Origin of the sequence: Epilithonimonas bovis DSM 19482 (assembly GCF_900108115.1) — a bacterium.
Classification (GTDB): Bacteria; Bacteroidota; Bacteroidia; order Flavobacteriales; family Weeksellaceae; genus Epilithonimonas; species Epilithonimonas bovis.
This window is the reverse complement of the sequence record NZ_FTPU01000037.1, coordinates 1-17,710: the sequence shown is the minus strand read 5'-3', so window position 1 is coordinate 17,710 and position 17,710 is coordinate 1. Positions and strand designations below refer to the sequence as shown.

Here is a 17,710-nt window from a genome sequence, read left to right as displayed (position 1 = left end):
CGATTAAATTAAAAGGTTTCCGATGTGTATTTCCTTTAATATTCTGTTTATGGCATTCCACCAGTTTCAAACCAATAGCTTATTCCATTAGGGCCTTTGCCAACCGGGATTGTGTGGATCACTTTTTGACTTGCCACATCAATCACAGAAACGGTATTATCTAAAGTATTTGTTACAAAAACTGATTTACCATCGTTGCTTACTACTACACCGTGAGCCTTCTTAAATCACCACCCGTTTTAAATTACGCTGCCATTTTCCGGCATTCTTCGGCGCATTTTCTACAAGCTTCTGCACATTCACGGCAATGATCCATTCCATGTTGTGCATGTTTTTCACATTCTGCAGCACATGCTTCACAGATGTCGGCACAAATGCGGCAAATTTCTTTTGCTTTGTCGCTGCCGAGGCTCATTAACTGTGCTGAGGCATAGCAGATCGCTGCGCATTCCATGTCTAACTGAATGCATCTCGCCATCATTTTTACATCTTCTTCCTCAGTGCATGATGAAGCACAGTGATTACATATTGCAGCACATTTTAAACATGCTTCAATACAACTTTGGTACGTGTGATAACCTGTCATAATTGTTGGTTTTTATGTTAATAAATAGGTTGGTTTTTTCAATAAATATGCAGTTCCTGCGCTGATCCTGTCGCAATCATAAGTGCGTTTGATCAGGCAAGCTATTGCTGGCTACTTTGATTTTTTTTAAAAAATTTATTTGCTTCTTTAACTTAGTTTTCAGCGGAGCATTTCTACCGTTATCGTTCACATCGTACTAACATTATACTTGCCCGCGCAGTTCATACTTTTCAACAGCAACAGGAGCCACCAGACTTTTTTAAATTCTCATCTACGGAAGCGCCGGCAATACTATAACCTACTTTCGCCAAGGCTTGCGTTAACTGCGCGGTATTAATCGATTTCTCTGCTTCAATAACTGCGCGTGGTGGATGCAGACTCGCTTTTACATTCTGTACGCCATCAATTTCTTTCAACGCTTCTTCGACATTTTTAACGCAGCCTTCGCAGGACATTCCTGTTATTTCAATTTGTTGTTTCATTTTGTTTGATTTTATTCTTTTATATATTGTTACTTTCCGACTATCTGTTTTACAATACGTTCTGTGAGCCTTACTTGGCCAAACTCGTGTTGCAATAAAATAGTTTTTTGAAAGCGAGCTGGCTGTAATTACTACTGTAAAAGTACAAGTTTCTTAAACGGATGTTCTGCATAATTTTCGTTAGTTTCTGTATAATTTCGCTTTGAAAAAAAGGCCAAGTAACATCAAAACTATACCTGAAGTTTATCGAGAGTTGCGCAAAAGTCCCTGTGATTGCCGTTTCTATTTCGCAACTATTTCCTATTTATAATTTCATACGCCTAAGTTCTAAGGTTAACTAATTTCATCATAGGGTCTTCGATTGGCTAGTTCAGCATTTTTATACTCAGTCATGCTCTCTCCGGTAATCTCTTTAAACTGTCTAGATAGGTGGTTGACGCTGCTGTAATCCAGGAGATGCCCTATTTCTGAAAAGGTGTACTGCCTGAGTTGAATAAGTTGCTTTACTTTCTCAATTTTTAATTTAATAAAATATTTTTCGAGCGTTGTATTTTCAAAGTGTGAGAACAACTTGCTCAGTGACTTATATTCGTGGTTGAACTCCGTGCTTAAAATTTGAGATAGGTTTACCGTGGAATCGAGAGGGGGCTCTTCTATTTTACAAAGCAAAAAATGTTTAATTTTTTCGACGAGCACTTCCTCTGGACTATGGATTATTTCAAATTTATTGGTATGGAGAACGCTTTCAATTTTCGCCAAGATTTCAGTATGATTACCAGCCATCTCGTCGATTACCAATACCCCGAGTTCAATTGATGAAACCTTAATTCCCAGTTGTTCAAGCTCTTGCCTAAGCACTTTGAGACATCGGCTGCAAACCATATTTTTAATATTTAATTTCATCACGTTGTTTTTAATTTTTGTTGATTCTACAGCACAGTCTTTTCCGATCCTTTTTTATTCTAAACGACCATTTCTGATACTCTAAAGACCACAGGCGAGCGTCATTTCTTATGTTCTGCGTTACTTACTATATTCGTTGTCACGAAAAAAATCTAACAGTTCTTTTTTTTTATCTGCTGATAATCTCGCGTTTCCGTGCATCATGCGGTATGATTTTAAAGGCATTTCGTCTTTCTCAATCTGGCTGATGATGCTTTTTATTTTTGCTTTTTTACGTCTTTTTGAATAGTTATTGAACTCATCAAAATTGAGTTCTTCTTTGCCTTTTTTAATATGCCGGGCCATGAACCACGCGCCCGGCTGTAATACCGAATACCAGGGATAACGGGTATTATTTGAATGACAGTCATAGCAGGAAACTTTAAGGATTGCAGCCACGTTGGCGGGCACCTTTTCGGTTTTTTCAAAACTTTGACCTGGCGGAACGGTGGAGACATTACGCTCCACCGGTATGAACTGAATGGCTAAAACAACCGCCACTACTATCACCGACAGCCAACCTATGATATTCAATTTTCTCATATTACATTGTGCTCATATCGTGACCCGCCATGGGATCTGCCCCTTTCTTAAATATATATTCGCTGTTCAGAAGGTAGGCCCCGGAGACCACTACTTCGTCTCCCGCCTTAATTCCTGATGTGATTTCTATTCTGTCTTCATATTCGAGACCCGTTTCCACCATTCTGTTGACGAAGGTGTTCTTCGCGGTTTTCACCCACACCGTGGAAGATTTGCCATCCCTGATTACCGCATCCACAGGCATTGAAAGACCATCACGGGATTTGTTTTCCACCAGAACATATACCGGCATGCCGGGTTTCAGCAGATTTCCTTTGTTGGGCACGGAAATGCGAACCAGATTTATCCTGCTGGAGGCGCTTATTTCAGGGTTTGTAAAATCAACCTTCCCATTAATCTTCAAATTATCCAGATCGGGAATATATACGGTGACCTTGCTGTCTTTCTGAAGGAGAGCCATTTGGGAAGAATACACCTGCGCCTCTGCCCAAAGCGATGAAAGATCTGCCAGATTCACGATGGTGCCACCTTCTGCAAGATAATCGCCTTCGGCAATGCTCAGATCGGTGATGTAACCGGCTGCATTGCTGAACACAGTGGTGGTAGGTGTGGCTTTTCCTGATCTTTCCAGCTGTTTGATCTGGCTTTCCGACATTCCCCATAAATAAAGCTTGTTTCGGGAACTTTGGAGCAGCTGGTCAAAATCAATGGACGTATTGCCGACGAAGAGCTTGCGTCTTTCTAATGCCAGCAAATATTCCTGCTTTGCATTATTGAGTTCTTCACTGTAAATATCGACCAACGGCGCCCCCTTCGGAACAAAATCGCCAATGTTTTTATAATACAACCGTTCAACTCTACCCATTACTCTGGAACTTACTGCCTGCATTTGGTACTGATTAAAATTGAGTGTTCCAGTCAGGGTAAGTTTGTCGGCCATAGACCCATCAGATAGCGCGACTGTTTTGATATTCCCAAGTTTAACCTGCTCGTCATTCAAGATAATTTCGTTAGGATCAGCATTCTTTTTCTTCTCGACAGGCACCAAATCCATGTGACAAATGGGGCATTTTCCGGGTTTATCGGAGACTACCTGCGGGTGCATGGAACAGGTGTAGTAGATATCGTGGCCGGCATGCGGATCTTCCTCCTTTTTACAGGAGTAAAGAAAAACCAGCAAGGCCAGCATTAAAATATTAAATTTCATCTTATCAATTTTTATCTGTTAATTTTTATGAAACTTTCGCTGTCCATCAGGTACTGTGCATTTTCGGCAACTCCATCTTCAGGAAGCAAACCACTGACGATCTGAATTTTATCGCCTACCACCGCGCCGGTAACAACCTTTTGGGCAATAAAACCGCCTTCAACTTTTTTGAACGCAATTTTATCAATCCCTAAAGAAACCACCGCTGATTTCGGTAGCCAGTCTGCCATTCTGTTGTGGCTCATAATCTCCGCTTTCACCTGACTTCCGACAGGAATTTTTGCGGTGGAATTATCAAAATAGACGCGCGCCGTTACGGTTTTGCTGCCCTGCCTGAAAAAGGGTTCAATAAAACTAATGATTCCTTTGAAGCGATTTTCAGGATTGGCTTCAGGGATGATCATGACTGACTGTCCTTTGCTGACCAGTGCAATGTCTTCAGAGAAAATATTGATCAGGGCCCAGGTTCTGTTGGGATTGTAGACACTGAAAATATTCTGTCCTTTCTGGAGATACATTCCCTCTTTTAGGGGTAGTTCAGCGGTGGCTGCCGTATTTGAAGCCATTGCGGGTGCAGATTGTGGTGATGACCCCATGCTTCCGGCCGATCCTGCCTGCTGAATGTGTCCGCTGTAATTGCTGAAAACCGGAACTGTGAGATCAGGTTTCCCTCGCTGGATGACTTTCTGTATCTGTGAAGCCGGCATTCCCAAAAGAAGGAGTTTCTGGCGTGAAGCATCGATCATTGTTTTGTTTGAGCGGTCATTTTTAATAACGAAGAGCAGGTTTTGCTGTGCGGTTAAAAGTTCCGGGCTGTATATATCTAAAATACGCTGCCCTTTCGACACTTTCTGGTATTTATACCGCACATAGAGTTTCTCGATACGGCCCGCAACGCGTGAGGAAATACTGCCAATCTGTCGAGTATCGTATTCTACCGTCCCTAAAGCATCAACCGTGGTGGGTATGTTTTCTCTTTTTACTTTTATTACGGGCTGTTCCGACACTACAAATTCATTGGTTGGTTTCAGCAGATCGTCGAGTTTAATCCCCTCTTCCTTTTTTTCAGGGGCATCTTTCAGGACCAAATCCATCCCACATTTGGGACATTTGCCGGGTTTGTCTGAAATCACTTCCGGGTGCATCGGACAGGTATAAGTATGCATTGCAGCTTCTGCCGAGTGCTTATCTTCCCAGAACTTAACTTTGTCACACGCCGTCAAAGCAAATAAAAGCATAGTGAATATTATAATTTTTCTCATCTACTTTCAATTAAGCGGTCAATTTCAGTTTGCGTCTGCAGTGCTTTGGTAAGGATCTCGAAATATTCCAGTTGGGCCATATTCAGCTGTTCCCATGCGTCATATAACATGAAGAGTTCTTCCGTATTCTGCTCGTAGCCCAACTGCATGGATTTGTAGTTGTTTTTTAAGGCCGGAATAATGGTGTCTTCATAGAGTTTCAGCTGATTTTTATTCAGGTCCAGTTCATTGCGCATTCCGTAGGCCATTCCGCTGTATTCGTTCACCATCATTTCTTTCTGTGCCTGCAAGGCTTCTTCTTTCAGTTTCAGGCTTTCAATATTGGCTTTATTCATGCCTGAAGCCCAGGATACGAAAGGCAGTTTTGCCATCAGCATCAGAGAAAACTGCATGGGCTGGCCACCAAAACCAAACATGTTTTCGAACTTTACGCCAAATTCCGGCTTTAGATTCTGCTTTTCCAGATCCTGTTTGAGTTTGGCAATATTGATTTCCCGGTCGATGCCGCGGAGATCACTTCTGTTCTGATAAAAGAGATCCTGACCAAAAGTCTCGAGAGAGTAGTCATTCAGGTTGTATTCGGGCTCAATCTCCAGCGGTGCGAGCGGGTCTCTTCCCATGAGGGCATTCAACCGGATCCGGTTGACGCGGAGGTCATTCTCGTACATGAGCTGCATGTTTTTGGAGCTTCCGAGGGCGGCTTTGGCTTTGTAATATGCAGATATTTTGGAAAGCCCGTTTTTGTACCGGATCTCGGCGTTTCTGATCATGAAATCCAGCATCTTTTCGTTTTCCTTTACGACCTGCAGCTTTTTATCCAGGACGATTGAACTGTAATACAGTTTTTTCGCATCCTGAAAGTTTTCATTGAGGGCCGCATAAAGCTTTTCTTTTTCTACGGAAGACATTGCCTTCATCAGATTTTCGTTGGCGTTGAGTTTCTTTCTGTTAGGAAACATCTGTTCCACCGAAACTGCTACTGAGCCCATGCCGAGCATATCGCCGTCGCGCTGCCAGAGTTTTGCATTATAGGGCGTCATGAAGAAACCTGCTCCCACCGTTGGAGGCATCCAGCTTCTTGCTCCTTTTGCGGCAGCATCCATTGACCGGATTTCGGCATTGTACATTTTTACCACCGGATGGTTGGCTGCGATACTGTCCATTACAGCGGGCAGGGACATTTGCTGAGCAAAAGTGGCGGTAAAAAGCAAGGTAAGTACTCCTGTTATTATGAATTTTTTCATTTTGTAATCATTTAAGGATTAATGGGAAGCGTCGAGGACGTCAATTTTCCCCAGTTTGTTCAGTTCCCACTCTTTCTGCATATAAAAGATAACAGGTGTTACCAAAAGGATGTGAATTGCGGAAGTAAAAACGCCACCCACCATCGGTAATACGATTGGTTTCATCATATCACTTCCAACGCCGTGACTCCACAGGATGGGAACCAGTCCAAAAAGGGTAACACACACTGTCATAATTTTAGGTCTTAATCTTTTGGCTGCACCGTTGATCACATATTCACGAAGTTCTTCATTGGTAATGGTCTCCCGTGAGTTGCCATTTTTTGCAATAAGCTGAACCATAGCGTCGTTCAGGTAAATTACCATCACGATTCCGGTTTCCACCGCAAGTCCGAACAGGGCAATAAAGCCCACTGCTACAGCTACCGAGAGATTCACTCCCCAAATCGAAATCATAAAGACACCCCCGATTAGGGCAAAAGGAATACTGATGAGATTAAAGAAAGCTTCGCGGTAAGAATTGAACGCAAAATACATCGAAAGGAAAATCACTATTAATACGAGGGGCATAATCATTTTTAAAGTCTGCTCGCCCCGAATCAGGTTTTCGTACTGACCGCTCCATTCCACGAAATAACCTTTTGGCATTTTGTTAACCATGTTATTGAGTTTTGCCTGGGCTTCTTTTACGGTACTGCCTAAATCCCGGTCGCGTACGTTGAATAGAACAGTTCCACGCAACATTGCATTTTCAGAATTGATCATTGGTGGTCCTTCTGTAAGACGAATGTCAGCCACTGCACTTAGCGGAATGGAACCAAATTCCATCGTCTGCATGGGCAATCTTCTCAGAGATTCCAAATTATTTCTGAAATCCTGGCCGTATCTGGCATTTACCGAAAAGCGCTGTCGGCCTTCGACGGTGGTGGTTAGTTTCATTCCGCCAAGGGCACTTTCCACGACGGCATTTACATCATCCACGCTTAGCCCGTATCTTCCTACTTCTTCGCGTTTCACTTGAATGTCCACATATTTTCCGCCGGTGATGGGTTCTACATACATGTCTTTTATTCCTTCAATACCGGTGAGTTCCTTTTTAATCTTTTCTGAAAGGACGGCAATACTGTCCAGGTTCTGTCCGTACACTTTTACGCCCACATCCGTTCTGATCCCGGTTGAAAGCATATTGATTCGGTTGGAAATCGGCATGGTCCAGCCATTGGTAACGCCTGGAATCTGCAGTTTGGCATTCAGCTCATTGATGAGATCATCTTTTGTTTTGCCCTCGCGCCATTCGCTTTGCGGTTTCAACAAAATAATGGTTTCAATCATGGAGATGGGTGAATTATCTGTCGCCGTGTTGGCTCTTCCGGCTTTTCCGAGGACATGATCCACTTCCGGAATTCCCTTAATGATTTTATCCTGTACCTGCAGTAATCTTTTGGCTTCAGAGTTTGAAATATCGGGAAGGGTAACCGGCATAAAGAGCAGGGATCCTTCATCCAAAGGCGGCATAAACTCACGTCCAAGGTTCATTATCATTGGAATACTGATGAGCAGTGCCAAAATATTAATTCCCAGCGTGGTTTTTTTCCATTTCATGCACCATCTTATCAGCGGTTCGTAAATCCGTTCCAAGCCTCTGTTTATTGGGTTTTTATTATCGTCCTTAAATTTTCCCTTCATGAAAAAGGAGATGAGCACCGGGGCAAGGGTAAGCACCAGGATTGCATCAACAATCAGGATGAATGTTTTAGTGTACGCCAGCGGATGAAAAAGTTTACCTTCCTGACCGGTCAACATAAATACCGGGAGAAAAGAAACCACGATGATTACCGTAGAAAAAAATACGCCTCTGGATACCTGTAAGGATGATTTTTCGATAATCTTCAACCGAATGTCTTCGGGAATTTTAACGTAACTGTCTTTCTCTTTGTCTTTTTTTCTGAATATATTTTTAAACCAGTTGGTCTTCATTGTTATGGGTTTTTATTTTGTTGATGGTTCTGCCAATCGGAGAGATTTTTATAGGCATTTTCAGACATGATAATTCCGTTATCTACAATCACCCCAATTGCCAGCGCAATTCCTGTAAGGGACATGATATTGGAGGAAAGTCCAAACGCATTGAGCAGAATAAAACTGATGGCAATGGTGACTGGAATCTGAATGATGATGCTCAATGCACTTCGCCAGTGGAATAGGAACAGAATAACAATGATTGCCACCACGATAATTTCTTCAATCAGCTTGGTTTTAATATTGTCTATTGCCCCTTCAATCAGCGTACTGCGGTCGTACGATGTCTTGAAGGTGACGCCTTCAGGGAGTCCTTTTTCAACGTCCTTCATTTTCTCTTTCACATCGTTGATGACCTTATCCGCATTTTCGCCATACCGTGCCACTACGATACCGCCCACGACTTCGCCTTCACCGTCTGCATCAAAAATACCCAGACGCAAATCACCACCCATCTGCACAGAGCCAATATCTTTGACCCGCACGGGAATACCGTTGTAATTTCCCAAAGCAATTTCCTCGATATCGGCTACGTTCTTGATATAACCCAGGCCGCGAATGATATAAGCCATATCGGCCATCTCAAATTTACGTCCGCCCACATCATTATTGTTGGCTTTCACTTTGTTCATCACATCCATGAGGGATACGTTATAGTACTGGAGTTTTACAGGATCTACAATGAGTTGGTACTGTTTTTCGAAGCCGCCAAAGGAGGCTACTTCCGCCACGCCGGGAACCGTCTGCAGAGCAAATTTCACATACCAGTCCTGGAGGGCGCGCTGGTCTCCCAAATCCATTTTGGGTGCATCGAAATGATACCAGAAGACGTGACCTACACCGGTGCCATCCGGTCCGAGAGTAGGGGTAACATCCTGCGGGAGTAAGCGCTGCGCATAATTGAGCCGTTCCATTACCCTGGTTCTGGCCCAATATATGTCCACGTTATCTTCGAAAATAACATACACGAAGCTCATCCCAAACATGGAAGAGGCGCGGATGTTCTTAATTTTCGGAATTCCCTGAAGGTTGCTGACCAGCGGGAAAGTCACCTGATCTTCAATAATCTGGGGACTTCTGCCCATCCACTCCGTAAAAACGATGACCTGGTTCTCACTCAGATCCGGAATTGCATCGATGGGATTGTCCCTTACCGCAAAAATACCCCAGATAAAAAGGCCGATTGCTATCAGCAAAACGAAATACCTGTTGCGGAGGGACAGTTTGATTAAATTTTGAATCATGGTTCTGTACGGTTTTACTTAATTTCTTCCTGAACCTCGCCACATGAAAGCATTTCTTTGCCGTAATAAGGATTCTTCACCTCACGTGAATCGCTAAGCCAGAAGGCCCCTTTGTTATCATTATACATCGGGCAGAATACTTTGTACACCGGTTTTGGAGTTCCGAAATCTTTCAGCAGGTCGTAAAAATCTGCGCTCATTAAATCCAGATGTTCGCGCTGATGATCAATCTTTCCGGCGTTATCTGCAATGTGCTCGGCGTTTTCACTGATGCTTGATTCGAGATCAGCAAATTCTTTTTTCTGTTCAGCAGAAAAACCGTTTTTGTCTATTTTGGGAAAAGAAGCGAGGATCCCTTTGGCCGCACTCACCGCTTCTTTATCATCATCACCGGACAACGCGAATGTAAGGTGGGTGTAATGAGAATAGAGCTCCGTAAGGTCAGCGGTAGTTTTTTTGGCGGTGGTCACGGTTACCTTAGCATCCATTGCCATATTGTCCATCGCTGAACTGTCCGACATTGTACTCATATCATGCTGCATGGTTGTACCAGTGGTGTTTTTCTGTTCTTTGTTTTCCTTACAAGAAGTGAATGCAAAAGTGCCGATTGCCAAAAGGCTGAATAGTATTGTTTTCATTATTTTATCAGGTTAAAGGTTATTGATTATTTTTTAAAAAAGGCTTCGTAGTTTGCTTTATTTTCGAAGTACACGACATTATCATTTTTATCAGAGATCGCAATAATTGCGGTTGCTTTATCGATGAGTTGATGAGATATGGGATCGTATGCCATGCGGGCATTTTCTTCCTGCGGGATTCTGAGTTTGCAGTTTTCACAGCAACCATAATAGGTTTTGCCGTCATGTTTTACTTCGAGCTGTTTTTTGCCCATATAGGCATTGTTTACCATACATACCTCATCGTTGGGAACAATGTCACCGGTGGTGAACTTTGCGACCGCAATTTGTGTACTTTCAGCTTTTGAATTGTTGCAGGAAACGAGGAACACCGCTATAAAAGCGAGTATTCCCAAAAGAATATTCTTCATTAAATTTTATATTATAGGTTAATAGTGAGCCTCCTTGTTTGAGAAAGTGCTTTTGAACATCCGGTTCCTCAAATTATCCTTTACTAAAAAAGGAAAGTCTATTTTGAAAGAGCTTAAAGGAGCGTTTGAAGTTCAAATGTATTTACAGCGCCGCTAAAAAAGAACGGGCTAAAGTGTCATAAACACTTCACGACCAGACACAATTCGGGCTGTAAAAGAAGATCTTAACCTATTTTGGGCGGTTCCCAAATGGTATGGAATCCACCGGAGTAATGGGGATTCTGATAAAAGAAATTAGAATTTTTGTCATCGTAACCGGACGCTTCGTTTTTAGAATCCTCTAAAAATTTGCTGTCTGCTAGAATGGTATACTGAGCAGTGCTGCAAAGGTTACCGCTGCAATTTCCTGAGCATCCATCGGTTTGACAATTGTGTGATTTTGGGTGACAGCATTCTTCTTTGCAATCGCCGCTGTCGCAAGACGGCTGTATCTGTGCGAATGACTGTTTTATGAAAGTTTGCGAACTGGTCGCGGTTTTAATAACCTGCTTCTCCTTTGTACTGCAAGCCTGAGAAATCCCTGGCGCCAGAAATAACGCGAGTGTAAGGGAAAGCAACAGTATTTTAAAATTTCCGACCATTGTAGGTAAACAGCACAAAGATAGGGAATTATTTTAGAATGGACAAATAATTTTTAGTCTACCTACTCTCATACCCCCCTCCTTAAACTTCAAGAACTTTTCTGCGTCCTTTGGGTTTTTCTGCATCCATTTGTTCATCAGCTTAGTGTTGTATTCTAGTTGCTTCACCTGCTCGTTTTCATAAATCGCCTTGTTTTCATTCTTGATCTCCTTGAGGATTTCCTCTCGAACCTCGGTCTTGGTGCGGATGCTTTCGCGGTACCAGATTTTTCCGAGATAAACAGTTGCTGATAAAATAAAAAATGCAACCAGCAATATAGCCAGGATTCCGAAAAACCAATATTTAACTGTATCTGATTTCTGATGGAATTTTTCCAGATGCTTTATAACGTCCGGAGATAATTCCGCGATAATATTGTTGGGGATGGATTTGAGCAATTCCTGCCGTTTTAGATTTTCTTGATGTGCCAGTGCTTGGATTTTCTTTACATCCTCCTTGATGTCGCAGTACATGTGGAAAATCGCCTTCCCCGAAATTTCTACCGCCTTATTACTTTCTATGACGCGGTGCAAAAGTTCGATGCCTGCATCTTGTGAAGAATAATTTTCTGTATTCATGTCTTGGTTGTTAAATTCGTTGTTCATTTTACTTTTTTTGATGTTGTTTTAACTTATCTCCTTCTTTTTCTCTTCCTCAGCAATTCGTCGTCAGCCGCCGGTGTGTAGCTCGGTTTGAGGAGTTCCTTCACGGCATTTTCAATCTCCCTGAGGGCTGATTTTTCCGGATTTTTTATTTCGTTCGTTTGTGGATTACTCTGACTGAAAATTGCCGACTGGTGGCTTTCCGCATTCCGGTTTAGAATTTCTTTGATATCTTTGATTTTCAGTTTGTTTGTAATCTCGGAAAGTTTGTAACCGGGATGGTACTGCCTCTGGGTTTCGTCGTTAATATCGCTCAGTTTCACAATCCGCATCCCCGACACGCCGTCCTTCACATTCTGCGAGAGCGTCACTTTATAACCACATCGCCGCATATAATCGACCAAGTCATCAAAATTTCTTGAGACCTTCAGACAGTTTTGCAGCACTTTCAGCATCTGCTGCTTTTTCTCTTTCCCTATTTCCACATCTGTTTTCAGGTTCATCTCTTTGCAAACATTTCTCACTGATTCACCGAAGCGCTTTCCGATATTGGCAGATTTTACCGTGCATTTACCATAAACATCTATGCGGTTCACGATGAAGTGGATATGTTTCTGCTTCGTGGAATTGTGGACATTCAAGACGATCAGGTTATTTTCTGTAAGTCCCACATCTTTCAATGATTTTAAAGCCAGTTCCTTCAGCTCTTCGTTGGTCAGTCTGTCGCCGATTTCCTTTGGTGGAGAAATGTAGCCCGTCAAAGCCCATTTCTTGACATTGGGATTTCTCTCGGCGACAATCTTCATCTCTTCAAATCTTTCCTCCGGCATTGTTGAAAGCAGGTTGTTGGAATAAATACATTCCGCCGTGCCTTTGTCATTGCCATTGTATTCAATCGCGATCTTACTGATCCTCCTCGTCGTTGCCGAATTGTTCATGCTTGATGATTTGTTGGTAGAGGTATTCCCGGATTAACCTCGTTGTGGTTTGAATTTCCTCAAGGATCTCTTTCTTGTTTTCAAACTCGTTCCATTCTCTGTTCCTGAGCAGATTGGATATCCTTATAAAGTTGTTGCCGTAATTCAACAGAACCGCATCGGTTTGAAACTCGTTAACTTTAATTTCCTTTTCGGTAGAAATCAGCCTTAAATATTTTGAAATTTTCAGGTTATATTTTTCTGCTTCCTTTCGAATTTTCTCAAACTCCTTTTCGGTAAAACGAACTGAGACTACCTTCGAAAATTGGTTCGCCGTCTTCTTTTTCAAACCTCCCTCTCTACCGATTTCGCGAAAGCGGTTCCTCCTTTTTTCTTCGGCAACCTTGGCAATTTGCTGCTCGGAAATCTGTCTTACAAACTGTTTTAAAAAGTCATTTTTCATATTGTGTTTATGTGGTGTTTAATTTTTTTATAATTTTAAACTATGGGCTTGAATCGTAGTTCCAGACATGCGTTTCCGACGATAGGAGGAAACCAAAAAGCCCGATTTTTACGACAAGCCCCACGCTTGTTGTAAACATTGGGTACTTTTTGCACTAAGTACATGGCAAGTTTTTACCCAGCTTTTTTAGAGTATTCCACTTGTGCTTATTTTAAGCAGGCCGGCTTGTATGAATCTTCATCTTTTTCTCCTGTAAATATCCCGGTTTCCCTCGGACTCGTGTATGGCTGTTTGATTTTTTTCAAGCTTATTTTCAAGTGTCTTTTCTTCCTGTGATATCAGGAAATCATTCAGATCTTGATGAGGGAAATATTCATTCGACCGGTCATCTGCCTCCGGGAATATTTTCAAAATTGAATCCCTGCACTGTTCGCCGGCGCGGTCGTTATCCAAGTACATTTCAACAGATTTATAATTTTCAAAAAGCCCTGATGCCTTGTGAACCATGGCGACAGAGTTCAGAATCAGATGGTCGGAGGGTATCTTTTCCGGTTCTAAAATTTTAAAGGAGAGGTAATCGGTAAATCCCTCGAAAACCTTGAGGTTTTCAGAATTATTTTTTATCGTGGTGATATCCTTTTTTCCAAGACAGATTTTGGAAAAACTGCTGCGGATTTCGTAGCCTCCCGAATCGTTTTTGAATCCTAATCCGAAATAGTTCTTCCCATTCATTTCGTAATGAATTTCCTGAAGTTCAGATTTTTGAGATTCGAGTTTTCTATATTTTAAATATTCAATCAACGCTGGATGTGACACTTCTTTTACTTCTAATATTTGATAAGATTTAGTTTCTTCTTTTGGATTGTTTAAATTTCCCTTTTGCTTTTGAAAAGAAAAATCAAACTTTTCAAGATATTCAAGAGCATCGGATACAGTGCATTGTTTGAGCTCCTGAACTATCGACACGACATCGTATTGTTTTCCAATGCCAAAATCAAAGGCAATATTTTTCACATAATTCACTAATAAACTTGGCGTTCGTTCTTGTCGATTGATAGCATAATAATAGGCGGTTTTCGGATGTTCTTTGCTTGGGAATAGAGAAAAACTTTCCATTACTTCTTTGATGCTGATATTCTCGTTCGCTTGTTTGCAGTTCATTTTTTGTGTTTTTTAAAGTTTATCTTTTTATATCCAGTTATGTTTTTACCGTTTTTCCATACCTGCCTACCTAAATATTGAATATCAGTTAGTTATATTATTTTATGACTTACCTTGTTGTTACCTGTAAATTGGATCCCTTCTTTAACTATGGTAGTTTAGGTAAAGTCTTAGCTATTTTATTACCTTCATAAAAATTTGAAAATGAGTTCTGTAAGTCCACTTAGGTAAGTAGGTAGGTGTGTTGCCAGTTTGGTTTAGAATTTCCTTCAGTCAATCTTTCTTCGGATCAGGTAGCCGTAAACCTGGAGTTTCGGATGCTTGATTCTTTCATACTTGAGCCTGGTGAGCGCCTTTCCGACCTTGATGTTGTTCAATCTTAAATTCAGGGCGTTGTTCATTGCCACAACGATGTCCGTCGCCGTAAGAAAGTCCTTGATGTCCTTCGATTTCTCGAAGTGTGCGGAAACGATTTCCTGCTCAAGTGAAAGCTGGGAAAACTGCTCGTTCCTCAGCTCATTAGCCTCTATGTCCGAGAGCGTCATTTCCGGTTGGTAATTTTTTCTTTCAAAAGCATTGTGGTACGCCTGCGCCCATACTTGGTCGATATCTATTTCCTTGGAATAATTGAAGTCAATGCTTAAAACTTCGAAAACCAGCCACCTTACGCTTCCTGTCTCGTCGGTAAGGAAATCTGTTCTGTTGGTGGAGGCAACAAAGGAACATATCCTATCCATGTTCTCCGGCTTCCGTCCGTAAGGCACCCTTACTTTTGCGCCGCCCATCGAGATGAAGGATTTCAGGGTGTTGACATCCGATTTGGACAGCACGGCCAGCTCGTCCGCATTGAGGATGAAATTTTTGCAGATGGCAATGATGCCGTCCTTGTCCACTGTGACATTTTCGGAATAATAATCCCTGAGCCCGTCCGGGATGAGGAACCGCAGGAAGGTGGTTTTGCCCGTGTTCTGTTTGGAGCTTGCCAGCACGAGGCACTGCTTGTTGACATAGTCTTTCTTCAATGCGCAAAGCACGGCGCGGGTCAGCCACTTCTCGAGATGGTAGCGGAACGCTATGCTGTCGTTGGTCCGAACAAATCCCGTCAGCTTCCGGATATGGTCTTCGCCGTCCCAGCCCGCGAGTTTTTTAAAGTATTCCGCTATCGGGTTGTATCTCTTTATCAGGTGGCTCCGTACGAGGATCTCCAACTTCTGCATGGTGATCTGCATCCCGGCCTGTACGAGTTCTATCAGCAGGGAGTTGATGTTTAGCTCTGTCCAGTCATCCTTTCCCTTGAGCGATATTTCTATCTCCAGGGCGATGGCGTTAAAGCGAAGGTCATACTTGCTTTCAAGATACTTCATCACCATATCGAAAATGGTAGTGGTCTCGGAAGCGGTTTGGTAGAGTACTGGGATTTTTTGCTCTTCAGCCGGCTTGTTGGTTATTTCTTCCATCTCTCCAGAATTTCCTGCTCGAATGCATCGTAGTCATCATTTTGTATTTCCTCCACATTATCCCCCAGAAGATAAGCTTCGAGGTCCTCTTTGCGAAAGTAGATTTTCTTTTGCCCCTTCTTTTTGTAGGCCTTCAATTTGCCGTGGTGTTTGAGTTGGTAGAGATAGTCCGGATCCAGGTTGAGGAACAGCGCGGCCTCTTCCTTAGAATAGATGTTCTTGGTTCCGAGGGCGAGCATCTGTAGCGCCTTCGAGGTAAACTCTTTTTGCGAGTTTACCAAGGTGGACATTTGGCTTTCTAGCGCAGCTAGTCTTTCTTGGTCTTTCATTTCGTTGAATTTTGTTGAGGCCAAGATATTTCCCAAAGAAAAAGCCGCCTAAAAGCGACTTAAAAAGTTTTTTGTAAAATAAAACAACCTAAAGAAATGTGCATTTCGCAGGAGGTTTTGTTTTATAATGGTTTAGTCAATAAACCATTAAAAGCGACTAACTGTCGCCTTTATAATTCTGATTATCAGACAAATATGATTTTTAAAGAGAAAATGTTTTTTTGGATTTTAGACTATATATCATCCTGAACATCGCTGTTGGAAAGATATTTTGAGAGGTTCCTGCTGTTTATTGGCTCTTCTGCGATATTTCCGAGCCTGTCTTTTGCCGAGGTGACGGCGTTGATAATTTTGCAGGTTTCGGCTTGGGTTATTGTGCCGGATTTACAACTTTCCATAACATTAGTAAAGGCCGATAAAAAGTCCAAAATAGGCTGTACGCTCACGCCGTTCCTTGCAGGCTTTGTAAACAGAATCTTTCCAGAGTTTTTCTTCCGCAGTAAAAAGTCCGATAAAACCCTCTCGGAATCTTTAGAAATAAAATAATCCCGCAAAATGTCATCAATGACCATATTCGGATTCTTTTTTATTTCAAAAGCAAAATCGGATTCCTGTAGGATATTATTGTTGTGTTTTGCGAGTTCGTTGGTTTCAGATAAAATGATTTGTTGATTATTTAATTCGTTTGAAATCTTAGTGCCAACTTTCAAAAATTCTCTTTTTAACTCATTGGAATGGTGTTCTATTTTATCTGCCGTGTCTTGCTTTTCTCGGAACTCAAACCTTTCGCTATAACTGTTTTTCTTGAATTTTTTGAATGCCTGAATTGGCTTAAATGGGTGTTCCATTTTTACCTCGAACAGTATTACGGCGAGAATTTGAAGAATGATATAGAATAGGATTTGGGTAAAGTCGATCTTCTCGGCATGGATATCTTCCAGTATTTTCCCGCCCCAGAAAAAGGAAAGCGACAATGAAACCAAAAATAAATTCAAAACGATTAAAAACCGCTGGGTGTTCCACTCGTTATACCAGTTTGCCTTTTCCTTGGAGTAATAGTTTATCGCAAACGGACTGAACGCAAACCAAAGCCGCCCTGCAAGATAGAAGGGGACAAGGATTGTAAAGGTTACCATTAGAATATATATTGCGATATAGAAGTTAGTCATAGATAACGTACTAAAATATTCTTACACAAAAATAGGATCAGCAACAAAAGTTGGGGAGTAATGGCAAAAATTGATACTTTTGTAGAGGATGAAAACAGAAGACCTACTCAAGCTATTATTACCTGAATACTTAATTGAATACTTTGATGTTGTAAAATTTGAAGATATTGATGGCTTGCTTCACCTTTATTTTGAAGAGAAAAATACAATTCCCAAAGAATTTTCAGTTTTACAGCTTCAATCTAAAGGCTTTCATGAAGAGATTACGGTTGATGACTTTCCGCTTCGTGGAAAAGCCGTACAGCTGCATATCAAACGCAGAAGATGGACTGATTTGAAGTCAGGCAAAATTCT

Annotated in this window: 20 protein-coding genes and 1 pseudogene; 1 reads left to right on the top strand and 20 read right to left on the bottom strand. The window is 41.8% G+C overall.

Features of this window, described 5'->3' with window-relative positions:
- Positions 1-47: 47 nt before the first annotated feature.
- The 20 genes and pseudogenes from B0B05_RS17265 to B0B05_RS13165 form a co-directional block, all read right to left on the bottom strand.
- Positions 48-197: pseudogene (locus tag B0B05_RS17265) on the bottom strand (YVTN family beta-propeller repeat protein); the annotation flags it as partial.
- A 47-nt stretch (positions 198-244) separates the two neighbouring features.
- On the bottom strand, positions 245-316 hold the full coding sequence (locus B0B05_RS17260) for a four-helix bundle copper-binding protein (protein ID WP_236628125.1): 72 nt from the start codon (positions 314-316) through the stop codon (positions 245-247).
- Between the two features lie 500 nt (positions 317-816).
- Positions 817-1,068 (bottom strand): heavy-metal-associated domain-containing protein, encoded by a 252-nt coding sequence (locus B0B05_RS13250; RefSeq protein WP_076784101.1) that lies wholly within the window; start codon positions 1,066-1,068, stop codon positions 817-819.
- A 333-nt stretch (positions 1,069-1,401) separates the two neighbouring features.
- Positions 1,402-1,971, bottom strand: a complete 570-nt coding sequence (locus B0B05_RS13245) for a helix-turn-helix domain-containing protein (RefSeq protein ID WP_059333873.1) — start codon at positions 1,969-1,971, stop codon at positions 1,402-1,404.
- Positions 1,972-2,091: 120 nt separating this feature from the next.
- Entirely contained in the window at positions 2,092-2,553 is a 462-nt protein-coding gene (locus B0B05_RS13240) for a heme-binding domain-containing protein (RefSeq protein WP_076784100.1), read from the bottom strand.
- Between the two features lies 1 nt (position 2,554).
- Positions 2,555-3,742 (bottom strand): efflux RND transporter periplasmic adaptor subunit, encoded by a 1,188-nt coding sequence (locus tag B0B05_RS13235; protein WP_245799342.1) that lies wholly within the window; start codon positions 3,740-3,742, stop codon positions 2,555-2,557.
- A gap of 29 nt (positions 3,743-3,771) precedes the next feature.
- A complete protein-coding gene (locus tag B0B05_RS13230) occupies positions 3,772-5,022 on the bottom strand; it encodes a heavy metal-binding domain-containing protein (RefSeq protein WP_245799340.1) in 1,251 nt (416 codons plus the stop codon).
- Positions 5,019-6,266 carry a TolC family protein gene (locus tag B0B05_RS13225; protein ID WP_076784098.1) on the bottom strand — a complete coding sequence of 416 codons (1,248 nt, stop codon included), beginning with the start codon at positions 6,264-6,266 and terminating at the stop codon, positions 5,019-5,021. Before B0B05_RS13225 ends, B0B05_RS13230 begins: the two co-directional genes overlap by 4 nt.
- Before the next feature lie 18 nt (positions 6,267-6,284).
- Complete coding sequence (locus B0B05_RS17050; RefSeq protein WP_076784097.1) at positions 6,285-8,243, bottom strand: efflux RND transporter permease subunit; 1,959 nt, start codon at positions 8,241-8,243, stop codon at positions 6,285-6,287.
- 2 nt (positions 8,244-8,245) lie between these two features.
- Positions 8,246-9,529, bottom strand: a complete 1,284-nt coding sequence (locus B0B05_RS17045) for an efflux RND transporter permease subunit (RefSeq protein ID WP_031504500.1) — start codon at positions 9,527-9,529, stop codon at positions 8,246-8,248.
- 14 nt (positions 9,530-9,543) lie between these two features.
- Entirely contained in the window at positions 9,544-10,167 is a 624-nt protein-coding gene (locus B0B05_RS13210) for a DUF3347 domain-containing protein (RefSeq protein WP_034767729.1), read from the bottom strand.
- Between the two features lie 26 nt (positions 10,168-10,193).
- A complete protein-coding gene (locus tag B0B05_RS13205; RefSeq protein ID WP_059344225.1) occupies positions 10,194-10,577 on the bottom strand; it encodes a hypothetical protein in 384 nt (127 codons plus the stop codon).
- 224 nt (positions 10,578-10,801) lie between these two features.
- Positions 10,802-11,218 (bottom strand): hypothetical protein, encoded by a 417-nt coding sequence (locus tag B0B05_RS13200; RefSeq protein WP_034871897.1) that lies wholly within the window; start codon positions 11,216-11,218, stop codon positions 10,802-10,804.
- 33 nt (positions 11,219-11,251) lie between these two features.
- Entirely contained in the window at positions 11,252-11,863 is a 612-nt protein-coding gene (locus tag B0B05_RS13195) for a hypothetical protein (protein ID WP_076784096.1), read from the bottom strand.
- Between the two features lie 26 nt (positions 11,864-11,889).
- Positions 11,890-12,798 carry a relaxase/mobilization nuclease domain-containing protein gene (locus tag B0B05_RS13190; RefSeq protein WP_076784095.1) on the bottom strand — a complete coding sequence of 303 codons (909 nt, stop codon included), beginning with the start codon at positions 12,796-12,798 and terminating at the stop codon, positions 11,890-11,892.
- Complete coding sequence (locus B0B05_RS16960; protein ID WP_076784094.1) at positions 12,764-13,240, bottom strand: plasmid mobilization protein; 477 nt, start codon at positions 13,238-13,240, stop codon at positions 12,764-12,766. The genes B0B05_RS13190 and B0B05_RS16960 overlap by 35 nt, the downstream gene beginning before the upstream one ends.
- Positions 13,241-13,477: 237 nt before the next feature.
- Positions 13,478-14,401: a toprim domain-containing protein gene (locus B0B05_RS13180; protein WP_076784093.1), complete on the bottom strand. Its 924-nt coding sequence runs from the start codon at positions 14,399-14,401 to the stop codon at positions 13,478-13,480.
- Positions 14,402-14,670: 269 nt separating this feature from the next.
- Positions 14,671-15,858 carry a VapE domain-containing protein gene (locus tag B0B05_RS13175; protein WP_084173973.1) on the bottom strand — a complete coding sequence of 396 codons (1,188 nt, stop codon included), beginning with the start codon at positions 15,856-15,858 and terminating at the stop codon, positions 14,671-14,673.
- Positions 15,846-16,187, bottom strand: coding sequence for a helix-turn-helix domain-containing protein (locus B0B05_RS13170; RefSeq protein ID WP_078704759.1), 342 nt, complete (start codon positions 16,185-16,187; stop codon positions 15,846-15,848). The genes B0B05_RS13175 and B0B05_RS13170 overlap by 13 nt, the downstream gene beginning before the upstream one ends.
- A gap of 233 nt (positions 16,188-16,420) precedes the next feature.
- Positions 16,421-17,356, bottom strand: a complete 936-nt coding sequence (locus tag B0B05_RS13165) for a hypothetical protein (RefSeq protein ID WP_076784091.1) — start codon at positions 17,354-17,356, stop codon at positions 16,421-16,423.
- A gap of 88 nt (positions 17,357-17,444) precedes the next feature.
- On the opposite strand from B0B05_RS13165, the gene B0B05_RS13160 reads away from it, so the two are divergent.
- On the top strand, positions 17,445-17,710 hold a 266-nt coding region (locus B0B05_RS13160; RefSeq protein WP_076782874.1), incomplete at its 3' end, for an ISAon1 family transposase N-terminal region protein.